The sequence below is a fragment of the Acidovorax kalamii genome, from assembly GCF_002245625.1.
GTDB lineage: Bacteria > Pseudomonadota > Gammaproteobacteria > Burkholderiales > Burkholderiaceae_C > Acidovorax > Acidovorax kalamii.
On record NZ_NOIG01000010.1, the window covers coordinates 85,490 to 104,445 of the forward strand.

An 18,956-nucleotide genomic window follows, 5' to 3' on the forward strand; every position below is an offset into this window, starting at 1 on the left:
CTCTGGGCGTCTGAATACTCACTTTTTCATAGCTGCTAGCGCTTGATGGACAGGCGCAGGAGGCCATTTTGACTACCAATATTTCCCCACCGCCGCAGCCACAGGGCGTGCGCCTGGAAGTGCGCGGCGTGGACAAACGCTACGGCACGCGCGACGTGCTCAAGAAGACGGAGCTGGTCATCGAGCCCGGCGAGTTCGTCGCCATCGTAGGCCGCAGTGGCTGCGGCAAAAGCACGCTGCTGCGCCTGGTGGCGGGGCTGGAGTCGGTGTCGGGCGGCGCCGTCCGCATCGACGGCGACCGCGTGGACGGCCTGAGCAGCAGCACCCGCATCATGTTCCAGGACGCGCGCCTGCTGCCCTGGAAGCGCGTGCAGGACAACGTGGCCCTGGGCCTGCCCCCCGGGCGGCGCGGCGCAGCGGCCGACGTGCTGGCCCGCGTGGGCCTGGGCGACCGGCTGGGCGAATGGCCCGCGCGCCTGTCCGGCGGCCAGCGCCAGCGCGTGGCCCTGGCGCGTGCGCTGGTGCACGACCCGCGCCTGCTGCTGCTCGATGAACCCCTGGGCGCGCTTGACGCGCTCACCCGTATCGAGATGCACCGCCTCATCGAAGGCTTGTGGCGCCAGTCGGGCTTCACCGCGCTGCTGGTCACCCACGACGTGCAAGAGGCCGTGGCCCTGGCCGACCGCGTGATCCTGATCGAAGACGGTCAGATCGCGCTGGACCAGCGCATCGACCTGCCACGCCCGCGTGTGCATGGCGAGGCCGCCTTTGCGCAGCTGGAAAAACGCATCCTCGACCGCGTGCTGCAAAAGCCCGATGTGGAGCCCACCCCCGAACCCACCTGGCCCGGTGTGCCCGCCCATGGGCTGCGCTGGGCGGTGTGATTCCGCAGCCTTCCCATCCCATTCGTTTTTCTTTCTTTCAACGGACTTTTTAGGAGAACCCCATGTCCATCCAAGCCATCAACGTTCGCAACCAGTTCAAGGGCAAAGTGCGCGAGATCATTCGCGGCGATGTTGTCTCCGAGGTCGATGTCGAAACCCCCTGGGGCATCGTCACTTCCGTCATCACCACCCGCTCGGTGGACGACCTGGGCCTGGTCGTCGGCTCCGACGTGGTCGCGCTGGTCAAGTCCACCGAGGTGTCCATTGCCAAGCTGTGATCTGTTTATTTGTGACCAAATAGGCAGCCACCGCCCTCTGGATAAGCGCATGGCGCTATTGAAAGCGTAGCAAATATCGCCACAAGCCAAAGCGGCTTGTACCGCGCACTTCACCTCTCAGGCCTCGGTACGAGGCCTGAGTTTTTGGTGCTGACGCGGCATATGGCTGGCATGGCGCATCTGCGGGGTCTGCTTGCCAGTGCGCCTGAAAAAATATATGATGTGTGTCATGCGAAATAAACAGCCCAGTGCCCGAGCCGCCGCCAAGGAAGCGACCCATGAGCGCATCGTGTCGGTGGCCGCGCGGGCGATCCGTCGCAACGGCTACCACGGCACCGGGGTGGCAGACATCATGAAGGAGGCGGGCCTCACGCATGGCGGCTTCTATGCGCACTTCGAATCCCGCGAGGCCATGCTGGCCGAAGCGGCAATGCAGGCCTGTGCCCAGTCTGTGGCCACAGTGGCCGGCGCTGTGGCGGGGGAGCCCGCCTCGCAGGCGATGGCCACCGTGCTCAAGGCCTATCTCTCGCGCCAACATGTCGAAAGCGTAGAAACAGGTTGCCCCCTGGCTGCACTGGGCTCTGAAACCTCGCGCCAGTCGCCCGAAGTGCGGCGCGTCTCCACCCGGCACATCAAGGAAATGGTGGACCTGATTGCGCGCCAGTCGCCGCAATGGGGCCAGCCGGAAACACACGAGCAAGCGCTCGTCACCCTGTCCACCATGGTGGGCGCTTTGGTGCTTGCCCGTGCGGTGGACGACGTGGCGCTGTCCGACAGCCTGCGCGAGGCTGCGCTCAAGCACCTGTTGCCTGCGGAAACAGACTGACGCAAACCCACTCATCAAGCGCTCTTCTTGACGGCGATCTTCGTGCAATGGCACGCATTTTTTTGATCTTTACATATGATGAACATCATTTCAAATTTTCAACCCTGGCCTCCCCCCCCCATCGCGTCTGTTCAGGCCCTGTGGCTTGGCCACGCAGCCGCGCCAACCCTGGCCGCAAAGGAAACCCCATGAAGGCGTTTGTTCTGGATCGTTACGCAAAAAAGGGCGTGCTCAGGCCCGCCGAAGTCCCTGCGCCCTCTTTGGGCGATGACGATGTGCTGGTGGCGGTGCATGCAGCGGGCGTCAATCCGCTCGACGCCAAGATCCGGGACGGAGAGTTCAAGCTCATCCTGCCCTACAAGTTGCCGCTCATCCTTGGGCATGACGTGGCGGGCGTGGTGGTGCGGGTGGGGCCGCGCGTGCGGCAGTTCAAGCCCGGCGATGATGTCTATGCCCGGGCGGACGACTTTCACATCGGTACTTTTGCGGAACTCATCGCGGTCAAGGAGTCTTCGCTGGCCTTCAAGCCCCGCAGCCTGACCATGGAAGAGGCGGCTTCGATCCCGTTGGTGGCTCTGACGGCATGGCAGGCCCTGGTCGAGAAGGCCCAGGTCAGGAAAGGGCAGAAGGTCTTCATCCAGGCGGGCTCGGGCGGGCTGGGCAGCATCGCCATCCAGCTGGCCAAGCACCTGGGCGCCACAGTGGCCACCACCGCCAGCGCGGGCAATGCCGCACTGGTCCAAAGCCTGGGCGCCGATGTGGTCATCGACTACCGCCAGCAGGACTTTGAAGACGTGCTGCGCGACTACGACATGGTGCTGCACAGCCAGGACGGCAAGGCGCTGGCCAAGTCCCTGCGCGTGCTCCAGCGCGGCGGCCAACTCGTCTCTGTCTCGGGCCCGCCCGACCCCGCATTTGGCGAAGCCATTCGCGCCCCGGGCTTTTTGCGGATGGTGTTTCGCCTGTTGAGCGCAGGCGCCCAGCGCCGCGCTCGGGCGCTGGGCATTGGCTACGGGTTCCTGTTCATGCGGGCCCAGGGCAGCCAGCTGCAAGAGATCACACGCCTGATCGATGCCGGGGCGATCCGCCCGGTGATCGACAAGGTGTTTGCCTTTGACGCCACTAACGAAGCCATCGCCTACGTGGACACCGGCCGTGCCAAGGGCAAGGTCGTGGTCAAGGTGCGCTGAGCCGTTTGTTGGCAACTGTACGGACCCACCGATTGCTCGCTGCGCACCCATCTCTCGCACGTCTTGCCCGCACTTTCCCGTTCATTCCCGTTCATTCCCAACCCACCCCTGGAGATTCCCATGAAGATCGAAAACGCAGTTGTCCTCGTCACCGGCGCCAATCGCGGCATTGGCCTGGCTTTTGTCCGCGAGCTGCTCGCACGCGGTGCGCGCAAGGTCTACGCCGCTGCGCGTGACCCTTCCACCATCGCCCCGCAACCAGGCGTGCAGGCCTTGCGCCTGGACGTCAACAATCCCGAGGAGGTGGCGGCCGCTGCCGCGCTGGCGTCCGATGTGACCCTGGTCATCAACAACGCAGGCATCGCACAGCCCGGCGGCTTCATGGCGGCCGACAGTGAAGAGGTCATGCGCCGCATTTTTGAGACCAACGTCTTTGGCGTGCTGCGTGTCAGCAAGGCCTTTGCGCCCGTCCTGCAGGCCAACGGTGGCGGGGCGTTGCTCAACGTGCTGTCTGTTGCATCGTGGGTGAATGGCGGCGAGCTGGCTGCGTACTCGGCCAGCAAGTCTGCAGCCTGGTCGCTCACCAACGCACTGCGCCACGAGCTGGCTGCGCAAAAAACCCAGGTTCTGGGGCTGCACATGGCGTATGTGGATACCGACCTCACGCGTGGCTTTGACGTACCCAAGACCAGCCCGGTTCAGATCGTGCGGCGCGCTCTGGATGGCCTGGAAGCGGGCGCAGACGAGGTGCTGGCCGATGAGCTCACGCAACACGTCAAGCTCGCGATGACGGCCACGCGGCCCAGCTACCTGCCGCAGCCTGCCTGAAAAGCCGGCGCAGAGGCCGCCCGGCAGGCGTGATGCGCTGGCCCGTCGGGCCCTGAGAACGTGTTGACGATCTTTTCGGGGCCGCGTTGGAGTGCAATCGGGATGAGTGGATGCTTCGGATGCGCCGCATGGGCTCGTGCCCATGCAAGCAGCCGGGGCGTTCAATCGCCCGATTTCACTCCAACCCTTCGGGCAAGTGCCTTGCCGGGCGGTCTGCGGCGTTGCGGCGCTTGTGGATAGCCGGGCTATCCACAGCGCACCGCGCCTTGCATCCCATCCCGGGAAGGTACTTGCGCGGCCCTGAAAAGATCGTCAACACGTTCTGAGCATCAGGCCGCCTTGGCGAGTGGTGTGGCGTACCGGCTGGCGGGGCGCGTCAGCCCCAGGTTCTCGCGCAGCGTGCGGCCTTCGTACGCGGTGCGGAACAGGCCGCGCCGTTGCAGCTCGGGCACCACCAGATCCACAAACTCGTTGAGCGACTGTGGCAGCACCGGCGGCATCACGTTGAAGCCGTCGGCCGCGCCGTTTTCAAACCATTCCTGCATGCGGTCGGCAATGGTCTCGGGCGTGCCCACCACCACCCAGTGGCCGCGCGCACCGGCCAGGTATTCGTACAGCTGGCGCACGGTGTACTTCTCGCGCCGGGCCAGCTGCAGCACCACGTGCGCGCGGCTGTTGATGCCCTTGGGTGGCTCGGGGATGTAGGGCGGCGGAGCGTCCAGGTTCCATTGCGTGAGGTCTTCGCCGGGCCAGAAGGGTGCCAGCGTGGCCAGGCCCACGCTGGGGTGGATCAGCGCCTGCAGCTCGGCCCATTTGGCCTGGGCTTCTTCGTCCGTGCGGCCGATCACCGGGGAGATGCCGGGCAGCACCAGCAGCTCTTCGGGCCGACGGCCGTACTTGGCCATGCGGCCCTTCACATCCTTGTAGAACGCCTGCGCCTCGGCCAGGCTGGTCCAGGCGGTGAAGATGGCCTCGGCCGTGGCGGCTGCCAGCTCCTTGCCGTCTTCGGACGAACCCGCCTGCACGATCACCGGGTGGCCCTGGGGCGAGCGCTCGATGTTGAGCGGGCCCTGCACCTTGAGGTGCTTGCCGACGTGGTTCAAGGTGTGCAGCTTGTCGGGGTCGAAATACACGCCGCTGGCTTTGTCGCGGCGGAAGGCGTCGTCGTCAAAGCTGTCCCACAGGCCTTTGACCACATCCACGAACTCGTGGGCGCGTTCATACCGCAACGCGGGATCGGGGTGGGCATCCAGTCCAAAGTTGCCATGCACGTTCTCGGCACTGGTGGTCACCACGTTCCAGGCCGCGCGGCCCTTGCTGATGTGGTCGAGCGAGGCGAACTTGCGTGCCAGCAGGTAGGGGTCTTCGTAGGTGGTGGATGCCGTGGCCACAAAGCCGATGTGCTTGGTGACGGCAGACAGCGCCGCCCACAGCGTGACGGGCTCGAAGTGCGAGATGCGCCCCTGGCGGCTGAAGGACTCTCGGTCGCCCTTGTGCCACACGCCCGGGCTGTCGGCCACAAACACCTGGTCGAACAGGCCGCGCTCGGCCGTTTGCGCGACCTCGATGTAATGGTCGATGTTCACGCCCGAATCGGCCTGCGAGCCGGGGTGGCGCCACGCGGCGACATGGTGCCCCGTGGCCATGATGAAGGCGCCGAGGCGCAGTTTGCGTGGGGTTTCAGGTTGGGTCATAAGAATGTCGATGGTTTGAATCAAGCGCGCGGCCTGCGATACCGGCGCGGCCCAGGCCAGTGCACCCGTGGAACCGGCTTTGCCGGGCCTCCGGGTGCGTCCCCCCGGGGGATGGCGCCGAAGGCGACTCAGGGGGGTTACTCCGTGATAGTGATGCGATGCAGCCTGCGGTGCTGTGGGAAGAAGTCGCCCACCGCGTAGTGCTGGGTGGAGCGGTTGTCCCACACGGCCAGCGTGCCCGGCGCCCAGCGCAGGCGGGCCTGGAACTCGGGCACCTGCGGCAGGGCAAACAGCTGGGTCAGCAGGGTGTCGCTCTCCACGCGCGACAGGCCCTTGATGTGGCTGGTGAAGGTGGAGTTCACATACAGCACCTTCTTGCCCGTGACGGGGTGCACGCGCACCACCGGGTGCTCCACCGGCGGGTACTTGGCGCGGGCGGCCTTCAGCTCGTCGCCACTCGCGTCCTTGCGCAGCAGGTACTCCGTCCAGCCGCTGATCTCCCAGGTGTGCACGGCCGTGAGCGTCTCCAGATACGCCTGGAAGGCGGGCGGCAGGCTGGCGTAGGCGGCGGTGAGGCTGGCCCACAGCGTGTCGCCGCCGCTCGCCGGGATCACCTGCGCATACAGGCTGGTGCCCAGCGGCGGCTGCTCGCGCCAGGTGATGTCGGCGTGCCAGTTGCTCGACGCCTTGGGGCGCTCGGCCGTGCTTTCCACGATCTCGATCTCGGGGTGGTTCTCCAGTCGGGGGAAGAACGCCTTGACCTCGGCCACGTTGCCAAAGCTGCGGGTGAAGTCCACCTGCTGCTGCGGCGTGATGTGCTGGTCGCGGAAGAACAGTACCTCGTGCACGGCCAGGGCCTGGCGCAGCTCGGTCTGCGTGGTGGCATCGAGTGGCTGGCGCAGGTCCAGGTCATGGACCACGGCGCCGATGGTGGGGGTGTAGGGCTCGACCGCGAAGCGGGTGAAGGTGGGGTGCAGGTCGTTGAGGTTGGACATGGTGCTGCTTTCTGAAACGAGGGTGGATGAAAGAGAACGCCCATGGGATTGGGACAGCGCATGCGCAGCGCATCAACGAAGCAGTTCGTATATGGATAGTCGGAAATCCGCGCTCTGCAGCGGCGTGTGGGGCGCTTGGCGCGCCCAAATTTGCATATCTGTTTTTGGTCGTTGGTGGCGCTGCCTGGCCTGCCTAGAGTGGCTGTCAATCCATGACAACAAGCACGAAAGGTCCACACATGAATAGAACGCTATGGAGCGCAGCGCTGCGCAGGGCGGCAGCGGGAACGGCAATGGCTTTGGGCCTGTGGGTGGGCAGTGCCGCCGCGCAGGCACCCGAGCCGCTGAAGGTCATCCGCATCGGCATTGCCACTGGCGGCGTGGGCAGCGACCCGGTGCGCCATGGCGGCACATCGGCCGCGCTGGCCTACACCGATGGCGCGCTGGAAGAAGAGTTCAGGAAGGATGGCGTGAAGGTGCAGTGGACCTTCTTCAAAGGCGCGGGCCCTGCTGTGAACGAGGCGCTGGTCAACAAGCAGCTGGACTTTGCCTGGCAGGGCGACCTGCCCTCCATCGTGCACCGGGCCAGCGATGTGAATACCAGGATCATCCTGGGCAGCGGCGTGCGCAACGGCCTGTACCTGGCCGTGCCGCCCGACTCGCCCATCCGCCGCCTGGAAGACCTCAAGGGCCGCAAGGTGGCGGTGTTCAAAGGCACCAACCTGCACCTGGCGGCAGTGCGGGCGCTGGCCGACAAGGGTCTGAGCGAACGCGATGTGAAGCTGGTGAACCTGGACTTCCCGAGCGCCGACGCCGCGTTGGTCAGCAGGGACATTGATGCTGTCTTTGGCTACGTGGGCCTTTTCAAGCTGCGCGACCAGGGGCTGGCCAAGGTGGTGTGGTCGGCGGCGGAAGACTCGTTCAAATACACGCGCCAGACGGTGCTGCTGGTCACCGACGACTTCGCTGCGCGCCACCCCCAGGCGGTGCACCGGGTGGTGAAGACCGTGGTGCGCTACGCCCACAAATACTCCGACGAAGACCGCCGCGCCGATCTGTTTGCGCAATGGGGCAAGGCCGAGTACCCCGAGAAGGTGTGGCGTGAAGACTTCATCGGCCAGCCGTTGCGCGTGCGCCTGTCGCCGTTGCTCGACCCCTTCCTGGTGGCGCGCTACAAGGACGCGGCCGACGAGGCCCTCAAGCTCAAGCTCATCCGCAAGAAGCCCGAGATCGACAGCTGGTTTGACCGCCGCTACCTGAACGCAGCGCTTAAGGAGTTGAAGCTGGAGGGCTATTGGCCTGTGTACGCAGCCAATGGCGACTTGGCTGCTGCGCCTTGAATCTGGAGCCGGGTTCTGTACCCGGGCTGGAAGGGGGAGGGCAGGCGAAGCGCCGCCCTTTTTGACCCGCCCGCGCGTTGGAGCGCGGCGGGTTTTTTTGCGTCTGCCCGGGGGCGCCTCATAACCCCCGCGCCGCAGTTCATGCCGCAAACATCTTTGTCATTGCATATGAGTATTAACCATTTATTTTTATAACAAACGTCTTTTACATTCCTTTTGGTTGTTATTGATGGTGTGCAGCTCGCCCCCGTGGGCCGCAGTGCCGCCACACGAAAAAAGGACATGTAAAAGATGGCGATACCCGCACTGAACGCTGCCGGGCCCGGGTTGGCAGCGGCCCCGGCGCCCCGGGCCCCAGCCGCCCCGGCCACCCCTCAGAGCCCTCCACGGGCCTGGGGCTGGCGCTGGCTCTGGGCCTGGCCGTTTCCGCTGGCCGTGTTGGCGCTGTGGCAGCTATCGGCCGTGTGGGGCTGGGTGCCTGAGCAGGTGCTGCCGCCGCCCGCCGCCGTGTTCAAGGTGTTTGCCGAGCTGCTGGCCAGCGGCGAGCTGTGGGACCACCTCGCCATCAGCATGGTGCGCGTGGCTGGGGGCTTTGGCATCGGCCTGGTGCTGGGGCTGCTGCTGGGCGGGGCCATGGGTCTGTCGCCCACCTTCCGCGACTACGTGTTCCCACTGTTCAAGGCCTTCAGCCAGGTGCCGGTGATTGGCTGGCTACCGTTGCTGATCCTGCTGGTGGGCATTGACGAGGGGCTGAAGTTCTTGTTGATCGCCAAGGCCGCGCTGGTGCCCGTGGCCATCAACACCTGCCAGGGCATCGAGAACGTGCCGAACCGCCTGGTGGAGGTGGCGCGGGTGTACGGCTACACCCGCTGGCAGATGCTGCGCAAGGTGGTGTTTCCGGCGGCCACCGCGCCCATCTGGAATGGGGTGCGCTATGGCCTCACCCACGCCTGGCTGGCGCTGGTGGTGGTGGAGCTGCTCGCGTCTTCCGAGGGCATCGGCTTTTTGATCGTCTACGGCCGCCAGCTCTTTCAGCTGGACGTGGTGCTGGCCGCTGTGGTGGCCGTGGGCATCGTCGGCTTTTTCATCGACAAGCTGCTGGCCGTGACCGAGGCCTGGCTGTTGCGCTGGCGCAAGCCGGGGCTGTGAGGGCGCGCCAATGTCTGTGAACAACGTTTTTCAACGGGTGCCCCGGCGCCTGCGGGGCTGGGTGCTGCCTGCGGTCATCTTGCTGGTGTGGTGGGCCGCGGTGGCGGGGGGCTGGTCCACCTCGCCGCTGCTGGTGTCGCCTGCTGCCGTGTGGCAGCGCGGCGTGGCCCAGGTGGCCAGCGGCGAGCTGTGGGTGGCCCTGTCGGCCAGCCTGTGGCGCATGGGCTGGGGTTTTGCCATCGGCGCCGCTGCCGGGCTGGCCGTGGGCGCGCTGCTGGGCTGGTCGCGCTGGGCCGAGCGGCTGGTGGGCCCGTCGTTCCACACGCTCAAGCAGATCTCGCTGTTTGCGTGGATTCCGATGCTGTCCATGTGGTTCGGCCTGGGCGATGCATCCAAGGTGGCGTTTGTGGCCCTGGCTGCGTTCTTCCCCGTGGTGCTCAACACCTTTGAAGGCCTGCGCAGCGTGCCGCGCGAATACCTGGAGGTGGCCCGTGTGTACGAGTTCAGCGTGGCCCAAACGCTGGCCCGCGTAGTGGCCCCTGCGGCCGCGCCCTCGCTGTTCACCGGGATCCAGCTGTCGCTGATCTACGCCTGGCTGGCCACGCTGGGGGCCGAGTACCTGCTGGCCTCCGGCAAGGGCCTGGGCAACACGCTCATCGACGGGCGCGAGCATTTCTGGATGGACCTAGTGCTGTTTGGTGTGGTGGTGATTGGCTTGGTGGGCTTTGCACTGAACTGGGTGCTGGCCGCTGCAGAACGGCGTTTGCTGGCATGGCGCGATCGCACCGTAGCGAAGTACTGAAACAAACAAGGAAGAACAACATGGCACATGCAGGCACCCTGGACATCCGGGGTTTGAACAAGCAATACGAAGTGCGCGGCGAAGCGCTGCCCGTGCTGCAGGACATCCACCTCACCATCGAGCCCGGCGCGTTCGTGAGCATCGTCGGGTCGAGCGGCTGCGGCAAGTCCACGCTGCTGCGCCTGGTCATCGGGCTGGAGGGCGACTACCAGGGTGAGATCCTGCTCAATGGCCAGCGCATTGCTGGCACCAGCCTGAACCGGGGCATCGTGTTCCAGGAGCACCGGCTGTTCCCCTGGCTCACGGTCGAGAAGAACGTGGCCCTGGGCCTGCTCAACTCCAATCTGACCGAAGGCATGCAGCGCGCCACCGTGCGCGAACACATCGAGTTGGTGGGGCTCTCGGGGTTTGAGAAGGCCTACCCGCACCAGCTGTCGGGCGGCATGTCGCAGCGCGTGGCGATTGCGCGGGCGCTGGTCAACCGGCCCGACATCCTGCTGCTGGACGAACCCTTTGGCGCGCTCGACGCCATGACCCGTGCCCACCTGCAGCAGGAGCTGCTGCGCATCTGGCAGCAAGAGGGCATCACCATGATCCTGGTGACGCACGACGTGGAGGAAGCCGTGTTCCTGGGCGACCAGGTGGTGGTGATGGAGCCGCGCCCCGGCCGCATCCGCCGCGTGGTGCCGGTGGACCTGCCACACCCGCGCGAGCGCACCTCGTTTGCCTTTGCTGCCGCCAAAGAGGCCGTGATGCACGAGTTTGCAGGCCATCCGGCTGCCGAACTGGCCGAGCCACCGCTCAAGCGTGGCGAGCCGCTGGCGCCTGCATCGCAGTGGCAGTTTGCCGTCTGAACCCCACCCGTTGTTCCCTTGCGATTTTTTTCCTTGAATTTTCCCCCCCTTGATTCCGGAGCTTTCCATGACACAAAAAACCACAGGCTTCCTCTCTACCCGCCGCACCCTGCTGCTCACTGGCGCGGCCGCACTGGCTGCCCCCGCATTCGTGCGCGCCCAGGCACCGGCCAAGGTCATCCGCATCGGTTCGCCCGACCTGGGCACCGCAGGCAAGCCATCGCCAGGCAGCAGCGCGCTCGCGGTAGCGCATGCCAACCGCTGGCTCGAAGAAGAATTTGCCAAGGACGGCATCACTGTGGACTGGAAGTTCTTCCGGGGCGCAGGCCCGGCCGTGGCCGAGGCCCTGGCGGCCAAGCAGCTCGATGTGGTGTTCCTGGGCGACCTGGCATCGGCCATCGGCCGTTCGCGCGGGCTGCCCACGCGCTACCTGTTGCCCACCGGCCGGGGCTCCAACAGCTACCTGGCCACGGCGCCGGGCGTCAAGATCACCAGCGTGGCCGAGCTCAAGGGCCGCAAGGTGTCGGTGCTCAAAGGCACGGCCTACCAGCGTCCGTTTGACAACCTGCTGGCCACCGCCGGGCTCACCGAAAAAGACGTCAAGCTCATCAACCTGGACTGGCCCAGCTCCAAGGCCGCCGTGGTGGCGGGCGAGATCGACGCCACTTTTGGCGGGTCGGACCTGTTCCTGCTGCGCGACAAGGGCGTGACCATCCCGATCAGCACCAAGGGCCGGGGCCCCGACTTCACCATCAACGCTGGCGTGCTGGCCACGCAGGACTTCATCACCACCCAGCCGCAATGGGCGCAGCGCCTGGTCAACCAGGTGGTGCGCGGCGCGCACTGGGCATCGCAAAAGGCCCACCGCGAGGCCTACATCAAGCTGGTGGTGGAGCACAGCGGCGCGCCAGAGACGGGCGTGCGCGCCGAGTTCGAGGGCGAGACCCTGGCCTCGCGCTTCTCGCCGCTCATCGACGAGGCGCTGGTGGCGGGCTACCAGGGCGTGGTCAACGACGGGCTCAAGCTCGGCATCCTGCGCCAGGGTTTCGATGTGAACGCCTGGTTCGAGCCGCGCTTTGTGCAGCAGGCGGTGCGTGACCTCAAGCTCGAACGCTTCTGGAGCCCGCTGGACGCACAGGGCAAGGCCAAGGGGGCGGCATGAGCACCACCGCCAACAACAGCACCGTTGCGCAAGCACCCAACATCGTCTTCATCCTGGCCGACGACCTGGGCTGGGCCGACCTGAGCGTGTACGGCCAGGCCGACTTCACCACGCCCCACCTGGATGCGCTGGCGGGCGAGGGCGTGCGCTTCACGCAGGCCTATGCCAACTCGGCCGTGTGCTCGGCCACGCGGTTTGCGCTCATCACCGGGCGCTACCAGTACCGCCTGCGCGGCGGGCTGGAGGAACCCCTGGTGCGCAAGGCCCATGTGCACGGCCTGCCGCCCGAGCACCCCACGCTGCCTTCGCTGCTGCGCGATGCGGGCTATGACACCGCCCTCATCGGCAAGTGGCACCTGGGCAGCCTGCCCACGTTCGGCCCGCTCAAGAGCGGCTACGACCGCTTCTTTGGCAACTACGGCGGCGCCATCGACTACTTCACGCACAAGCCCGGCGTGGGCGATGCCGTGGCGCGCGATTTGTACGAAGGCGAGGTGCCGGTGGAGCGCGTGGGCTACTACACGCAGCTGCTGGCCGACGAGGCGACGCAATGGATTGGCGAGCGCAGTGCGGCCAAGCCGTTCTTTCTGTCGCTGCACTTCACCGCGCCCCACTGGCCCTGGGTGGGGCCCGAGGACGAAGAAATCTCGCTGGGCCTGAAAGACCTCTTCCACTACGACGGCGGCAACCTGGCCACCTATGCGCGCATGGTGCGTTCGCTCGACAAGGCCGTGGGCCAGGTGCTGGACGCCCTGAAGGCACAAGGCCTGGCCGACAACACCATCGTCGTCTTCACCAGTGACAACGGCGGCGAGCGCTTTTCCAAGACCTGGCCCTTCACCGGCCAGAAGACCGAGCTGCTGGAAGGCGGCATCCGCGTGCCCACGCTGCTGCGCTGGCCTGTGCGCATCGCACCGCAGGTGAGCGAGCAGGTCACCGCCACCATGGACTGGCTGCCCACGCTGCTGGCGGCCGCAGGCGTGGCGCCATCGGCCGACTACCCGCCCGACGGCGAGAACATCCTGCCCGTGCTGGAGAGCCACGCGCCCGCCTACCCGCGCACCCTGTTCTGGCGCTACAAGTCGCAGCGCCAGCGGGCCGTGCGCGAAGGGCGCTACAAATACCTGCGCATCAATGACAACGAGTTCCTCTTTGATGTGGAAGACGACACGCTGGAGCGCGCCAACCTGCGCGACAAGCACCCCGAAGTCTTCGAACGCCTGCGTGCAGCGTGGGAGCAATGGAATGCACAGTTTCTGCCCATCACCGACGAGGTCATCACCCACGGTCTCTCGCCCGACATCCAGGCCGACCGCTACGTGCCCGACCTGGCCGAGCGCGGCATGTGAAGGCCCTGAAGAACTAAAGATTCGAATAAAAACAGGCTCTACCGCCTGATGGTCATGCCTTTTGAGCTATAAAAAGTATAGCAATTGGCATGCGCAAGACCTCGGTACCAGACCATGAACTTTCAGCAACTGCGCTCCGTGCGCGAGGCCGTGCGGCGCGGCTTCAACTTGACCGAGGTGGCACACATGCTGCACACCTCGCAACCCGGCGTCAGCCGCCAGATCCGCGAGCTGGAGGACGAGCTGGGGGTGGAGATTTTTGTGCGCGCGGGCAAGCGCCTCACCGGGCTCACGCCGCCGGGCGAGGTGCTGCTGCCCACGCTGGAGCGCCTGCTGCTCGAAGCCGACAACCTCAAGCGGGCCGGGCAGGACTTCAGCGACAGCGCGCAGGGCCGCCTGTCGGTGGCCGCCACGCACTCGCAGGCGCGCTATGCGTTGCCCCAGGTCGTGCGCGACTTCCGCGCCATGTTCCCGCAGGTGTCGCTGCACCTGCACCAGGGCTCGCCGCGCCAGGTGGCGGAGATGCTGCTCTCCGGCGAGGCCGACATCGGCGTGGCCACCGAGGCCCTGGCGGGCTACGACGCGCTGGTCACGCTGCCCTGCTACCGCTGGACGCACAGCATCGTTGTGCCCCCGGGCCACCCGCTGCTGGCCCACCCCGGCCCCGTCACGCTGGAGCAGCTGGCCGAGCACCCCATCATCACCTACGAACTGGGCTACACCGGCCGCGCGCACATCGACACCGCGTTTGCCAACGCGGGCCTGGCCCCCGACATCGTGCTCACTGCCATGGACGCCGACGTGATCAAGACCTATGTGGAGCTGGACATGGGCGTGGGCATCGTCGCCTCCATCGCGGTGGACGAAGACCGCGACCGCCACCTGCGCATGATCGATGCGGGCCATCTGTTTGAAGTGAACCTCACCCGTCTGGGCCTGCGGCGCGGTGCGTGGCTGCGGGGCTATGCCTACCGCTTCATCGAGAGCTTTGTGCCCACGCTGACGCGGGACGTGGTGGAGCAGGCAGTGGTGCAGGGGGGCCGTGGCGTGGAGGAGGGCGACGGATGATGGTGGGGCGCACGCAAGAGCGCTGCACCTGCATGCGGGGCTGAATGCCTCTCCATTTGTAACTTCTACTATGCAGAACATCGGCCTGTGCAGTGGGCGCCGTGAGTGGTGCTGTGGATGGTGCGATGGCGGCCTTGCACGGGCGTTGCGTGCCGCACTTAATTCCCTTGCCCCGGTTCGCCACTTGCACTAAGCTGGTTTTCACTCGATGGATTGAACCCACACGGCGCCCGCCAAGGCCCGCTACAGAGGCACCCGCGGCGTCGGCAACGATTGCAGAGGGGAGGCTGCGTTGGGCACCACACCAGATTCTTTGGACAGTTCGGCTGACAGAAGCTCAGCCTTCCTGTCAACGCTGTCGGCAGACAAGCGCCATTGGCGCATGGCCGGTGCGGCGGTGTGCGTGTCCTTCCTGATCTTTCTGGCCATTGCGCCATTTGCGCGCACGGCTTTGCCGCCGGTGGCCGCCTTCATTCCGGTTTACCAGACCGCACTGGTCACCAATGACCTGATCACCGCCGTCCTGCTGATGGGGCAATACAGCTTCTTGCGCTCCCGCGCGCTGCTGGTGCTGGGGGCGGGCTACCTGTTTTGCGCTTTCATGGCGGTGGCGCATGCGCTGAGCTTCCCGGGGCTTTTTGCCCCGTCGGGCGTGCTCGGGGCCGGGCCCCAGACCACGGCCTGGTTGTACTTCCTGTGGCATGGCGGGTTTCCGCTGTTTGTGCTGGCCTATGTGTGGATGAAAGAGCGCGGGGCCTCCGAGCTGGGTGTAATGGAGACAGCGCAGGCGACAGGGGCTGCGCGCAGTGGCATTGTGCTGGCCGCATTGGGGGCGCTGGCGCTGACCGTGGTGCTGGTGCTGCTCACCACCGTGGGCCACGACGCCTTGCCGGTGCTGATGCGCGGCAACCAGGACGACACGGGCAAGCTGCGGGTCGCTTTCCTGACCTGGACGCTGTCTTTGGTGGCCCTGGTCTGCCTGTGGCGCAAGGCGCGCAGCGTGCTGGACCTGTGGCTCATGGTGACGCTGGTGGCCTGGCTGCTGGATATTGCCCTGGCAGCAGTGCTGAACGGCGCGCGGTTTGACCTGGGTTTCTACGGCGGGCGTGTCTATGGCCTGCTGGCGTCGTCGTTTGTCCTGATCGTGTTGCTGCTGGAAAACAGCCGCATGTATGCCGACCTGGCCCATGCCAATGTGCGCGAGCGCCAGCGCAACGCCGAGCTGGAGCTGGCACGCAACGAGGCCAACGCCGCTGCGCAGGCCAAGTCCAACTTTCTGGCGGCCATGAGCCACGAAATCCGCACGCCCATGAACGGCGTGATCGGCATGATCGACGTGCTCGCGCGCTCCAGCCTCAAAAGCCCGCAGGTTGCCATGGTGGACCTGATCCGCGACTCCGCCTTTTCGCTGCTGAGCGTGATTGAAGACATCCTGGATTTTTCCAAGATCGAGGCCGGCCACCTGGGCGTGGAAGACGAGCCCATGGCGGTGAGCGAGGTGGTGGAGAAGGTCTGCGCCATGCTCAACCGCCTGGCAGAAAAACAAGGCGTTGAACTGACCCTGTTCACCGACCCCGAGATCCCCCCCGTGCTCCGGGGCGACGCACTGCGCCTGCGGCAGATACTCATCAACCTGGTCAACAACGCCATCAAGTTTTCTGCCGGGGGGCGCACCGCAGGGCGGGTGGCGGTGCGCGCGGTGCTGGTGCAGCAAGAGCGCCAGCGGGTGACCCTGGAGTTCCAGGTCATCGACAACGGCATCGGCATGGGCGAGGCCACCCTGGCCACGCTGTTCACGGCCTTCACGCAGGCCGATGTGTCCACCACCCGCCGTTTTGGTGGCACGGGCCTGGGCCTGGCCATTTCCGGCAATCTGGCGCAGCGCCTGGGCGGCAGCATTTCTGTGACTAGTGCGCCGGGCGAGGGCTCCACCTTCACGCTGCGCCTGCCGTTCACGCGCGCAGAGTCTGCGGGCGGCAAAACGCCGTCTGTGCCGTCCCTGGTGGCGGGCCTGTCCTGCCTCATCATCGGCAACGGCAAGACACTGTCGGGTGACCTGGTGGCCTATCTGGCCAAGGCGGGCGCCCACACCGAGCATGTGGAGAACCTGGACGCAGCCAGCCACAAGGTGCCCAGCCTTGCGCCGGGGCCCTGGGTCTGGGTGGTCAACACCGACGCCGAAAGCCCGACCTCGCTGGACAGCCTGCGCGCCGTCGCGCGCTCCAATCCGCGGTTGACCGTTCACTTCGTGGTGGTGGGGCATGGCCCTCACCGGTATCCGCAACAGATCGACGCCGACCGCGTCTCCATCGACGGCAACGTGCTGACCCGCAGCGCGCTGCTGCGGGCGGTGGCCGTGGCGGCGGGCCGCGTGCCGCACCAGGACGAAAACACCGCGCTGGTGCCTGCACGCTATGTGGCGGCGCCGGTGGCCTTGTCGCGCGAGGAAGCACGCCGCCAGCGGCGCCTGATCCTGGTGGTGGAGGACAACGAAATCAACCAGAAGGTCATCATGCAGCAGCTGTCGCTGCTGGGGCTGACCGCCGACCTGGCGGGGGATGGCCTGCAGGCGCTGATCCGCTGGCGCAGCGGCGACTACGCGCTCATCGTGACGGACCTGCACATGCCGGGCATGGACGGCTACCAGCTCACCTCCGTGATACGGGCCGAGGAACAGGAACGGGCCAACGCCCGCATCCGCGCGGGCGAGCCCGTGGTTCCGCCGGTGCGCATCCTCGCCCTCACGGCCAATGCCCTCAAAACCGAGGCCCAGCGCTGCAAGGACGCGGGCATGGACGACTACATGAGCAAACCCGCACCCCTGTCGCAATTGCAGGAGCTGCTGGAGCGCTGGTTGCCCAAGCCCACATCCAATGCAGACCCTGCGGCCGAGCCACCCAGCGCGATGCGCCCGCTCTCCACCGGGCCGGTAGATATCCAGGTCCTGCGCGGCCTGGTGGGCGACGACCCCCAGCTCATCCGCGAGTTTCTGCAGGCCTTTCGCAGCAGCGCCGCCCGCATTGCGCAAGAAGTGGAGCAGGCCTATCGCGCCGGCAGCGCCGCCAAAACCGTGGCGGCCGTGCACAAGCTCAAGTCGGCCGCCCGCTCGGTGGGGGCGATGGCGCTGGGCGACCTGTGTGCCGACATGGAGCAGGTGGGCGCGGCCGGGCAGATCGACGCGCTGGCACTGGCGTTTGAACACTTCAAGCGCGAGATGGCGGCCACAGACCAGCATCTGGCCGAACTTTTGTCCGACAACGTGCAGGATGGTGGTGCACCATGAGTGCCAAGTCCGACATCCACATCCTGGTGCTTGACGACGAGCCCTTCATGCTCAAGCTGCTGGCCCAGCAGCTGGCCAACCTGGGCTTTACACAGGTTGCCACTTGCGACAACGGCCAGGCCGCGCTGGGCCGAGTAGATGATGCGGCGCAGGCACCGCAGCTCATCCTGTGCGACCTGAACATGCCCGGCATGGATGGCATGGAGTTTGTGCGCAAGCTTGTGGAGCACCGGTACACCGGCAGCCTGATCCTGGTGAGCGGCGAGGACGAACGCACCCTGCAATCGGCCCGCACGCTGGTGCAGGCCCATCACATCGAGGTGCTGGGCAGTCTGCACAAGCCCGTGTCGCCACAGGCACTGTTTGCCCTGGTGGAGCGATGGGTGCCACCCGCCCGCGTACCCCAGCGCCTGCAGGGCAAAGGCTACAGCGTCGATCGCCTGGCCCTTGCCATCCAGACGGGGGAGCTGGTCAACCACTATCAGCCCAAGGTCTTGGTGTCGAGCGGCGAGATGGTGGGTGTGGAGACCCTGGTGCGCTGGCGCCACCCTCTGGACGGCATGGTGTACCCGGACCAGTTCATCGGCATGGCCGAGGCCCACGGGCTGATCGATGCACTCACCCAGGCGGTGGTGACACAGGCACTGAAGGACAGCGCCGCCTGGGCCCTGCAAGGCCTGAAGTGCAAGGTGGCCATCAACGTGTCGATGGACAACCTCGGCACGCTCGACTTCCCTGAGCAGGTCACTTCCGCTGCGGCCGCTGCGGGCGTCGCGCCACAGTCCATCGTGCTGGAGGTGACAGAGAGCCAGCTGATGAAGGACCTGCGCGCGCCACTGGAGATCCTCACGCGCCTGCGCCTGCGCCGCTTCAAGCTGTCCATCGACGACTTTGGCACAGGCCACTCATCGTTGGCGCAGCTGCGCGATGTCCCATTCGATGAACTGAAAATCGACCAGAGCTTTGTGCACGGCGCCCACCACAACGAAACCCTGCGCGCCATCTTCTACGCCAGCCTGCGCCTGGCCAAGGAGCTGGGCATGGAGGTGGTGGCTGAAGGCGTGGAAGACGCCGACGACTGGCGGTTTTTGCAGCAGACGGGCTGTGACCTGGCCCAGGGCTACTTCATTGCGCGGCCGATGGCAGCCGAGGCCGTTCTGGCGTGGCGGGACGGGTGGCAGCGGCGGTGGGTGCAGGAGGGGCTGGGGGCGCCGGAGGGGTGATCCTGGACAAAAAAACTAACCAAATCGGCCG

Annotated in this window: 16 protein-coding genes; 14 read left to right on the forward strand and 2 right to left on the reverse strand. The window is 66.1% G+C overall.

What is annotated here, in order from left to right; translation table 11 throughout:
* The first annotated feature begins 68 nt into the window (after positions 1-68).
* The 5 genes from CBY09_RS15670 (at position 69) to CBY09_RS15690 (ending at position 4,006) form a co-directional block, all read left to right on the forward strand.
* Positions 69-884 carry an ATP-binding cassette domain-containing protein gene (locus CBY09_RS15670; protein WP_094290526.1) on the forward strand — a complete coding sequence of 272 codons (816 nt, stop codon included), beginning with the start codon at positions 69-71 and terminating at the stop codon, positions 882-884.
* A gap of 62 nt (positions 885-946) precedes the next feature.
* The gene (locus CBY09_RS15675) at positions 947-1,162 is read left to right on the forward strand and encodes a TOBE domain-containing protein (RefSeq protein ID WP_015013774.1); all 216 of its coding nucleotides are present in this window, start codon (positions 947-949) and stop codon (positions 1,160-1,162) included.
* A 217-nt stretch (positions 1,163-1,379) separates the two neighbouring features.
* The gene (locus tag CBY09_RS15680; RefSeq protein WP_094290527.1) at positions 1,380-1,988 is read left to right on the forward strand and encodes a TetR/AcrR family transcriptional regulator; all 609 of its coding nucleotides are present in this window, start codon (positions 1,380-1,382) and stop codon (positions 1,986-1,988) included.
* Between the two features lie 188 nt (positions 1,989-2,176).
* The gene (locus tag CBY09_RS15685) at positions 2,177-3,178 is read left to right on the forward strand and encodes an NADP-dependent oxidoreductase (RefSeq protein WP_094290528.1); all 1,002 of its coding nucleotides are present in this window, start codon (positions 2,177-2,179) and stop codon (positions 3,176-3,178) included.
* 120 nt (positions 3,179-3,298) lie between these two features.
* Complete coding sequence (locus CBY09_RS15690) at positions 3,299-4,006, forward strand: SDR family oxidoreductase (protein ID WP_094290529.1); 708 nt, start codon at positions 3,299-3,301, stop codon at positions 4,004-4,006.
* Between the two features lie 329 nt (positions 4,007-4,335).
* Here the strand turns inward: CBY09_RS15690 and CBY09_RS15700 are convergent, their stop codons facing one another.
* Both CBY09_RS15700 and CBY09_RS15705 read right to left on the reverse strand, forming a co-directional pair.
* The gene (locus CBY09_RS15700; protein WP_094290530.1) at positions 4,336-5,700 is read right to left on the reverse strand and encodes an LLM class flavin-dependent oxidoreductase; all 1,365 of its coding nucleotides are present in this window, start codon (positions 5,698-5,700) and stop codon (positions 4,336-4,338) included.
* A 137-nt stretch (positions 5,701-5,837) separates the two neighbouring features.
* A complete protein-coding gene (locus CBY09_RS15705) occupies positions 5,838-6,695 on the reverse strand; it encodes a TauD/TfdA dioxygenase family protein (protein WP_094290531.1) in 858 nt (285 codons plus the stop codon).
* Positions 6,696-6,988: 293 nt separating this feature from the next.
* Between CBY09_RS15705 and CBY09_RS15710 the strand changes: the two genes are divergently transcribed.
* The 9 genes from CBY09_RS15710 (at position 6,989) to CBY09_RS15750 (ending at position 18,925) form a co-directional block, all read left to right on the forward strand.
* Positions 6,989-8,035 carry an ABC transporter substrate-binding protein gene (locus CBY09_RS15710; protein ID WP_240515745.1) on the forward strand — a complete coding sequence of 349 codons (1,047 nt, stop codon included), beginning with the start codon at positions 6,989-6,991 and terminating at the stop codon, positions 8,033-8,035.
* 291 nt (positions 8,036-8,326) lie between these two features.
* Positions 8,327-9,184, forward strand: coding sequence for an ABC transporter permease (locus CBY09_RS15715; RefSeq protein WP_094290533.1), 858 nt, complete (start codon positions 8,327-8,329; stop codon positions 9,182-9,184).
* A 10-nt stretch (positions 9,185-9,194) separates the two neighbouring features.
* Positions 9,195-9,986, forward strand: a complete 792-nt coding sequence (locus CBY09_RS15720) for an ABC transporter permease (RefSeq protein ID WP_094290534.1) — start codon at positions 9,195-9,197, stop codon at positions 9,984-9,986.
* Positions 9,987-10,006: 20 nt separating this feature from the next.
* Positions 10,007-10,840, forward strand: coding sequence for an ABC transporter ATP-binding protein (locus CBY09_RS15725; protein ID WP_094290535.1), 834 nt, complete (start codon positions 10,007-10,009; stop codon positions 10,838-10,840).
* Between the two features lie 67 nt (positions 10,841-10,907).
* Complete coding sequence (locus tag CBY09_RS15730; RefSeq protein WP_240515746.1) at positions 10,908-12,002, forward strand: ABC transporter substrate-binding protein; 1,095 nt, start codon at positions 10,908-10,910, stop codon at positions 12,000-12,002.
* Positions 11,999-13,351 (forward strand): sulfatase family protein, encoded by a 1,353-nt coding sequence (locus CBY09_RS15735; RefSeq protein ID WP_094290536.1) that lies wholly within the window; start codon positions 11,999-12,001, stop codon positions 13,349-13,351. Before CBY09_RS15730 ends, CBY09_RS15735 begins: the two co-directional genes overlap by 4 nt.
* A gap of 114 nt (positions 13,352-13,465) precedes the next feature.
* Positions 13,466-14,419, forward strand: a complete 954-nt coding sequence (locus CBY09_RS15740) for a CysB family HTH-type transcriptional regulator (RefSeq protein ID WP_094290537.1) — start codon at positions 13,466-13,468, stop codon at positions 14,417-14,419.
* A gap of 403 nt (positions 14,420-14,822) precedes the next feature.
* Positions 14,823-17,702 carry a hybrid sensor histidine kinase/response regulator gene (locus tag CBY09_RS15745; RefSeq protein WP_240515747.1) on the forward strand — a complete coding sequence of 960 codons (2,880 nt, stop codon included), beginning with the start codon at positions 14,823-14,825 and terminating at the stop codon, positions 17,700-17,702.
* Positions 17,699-18,925 (forward strand): EAL domain-containing response regulator, encoded by a 1,227-nt coding sequence (locus CBY09_RS15750; protein ID WP_094290539.1) that lies wholly within the window; start codon positions 17,699-17,701, stop codon positions 18,923-18,925. Before CBY09_RS15745 ends, CBY09_RS15750 begins: the two co-directional genes overlap by 4 nt.
* Positions 18,926-18,956 lie beyond the last annotated feature (31 nt).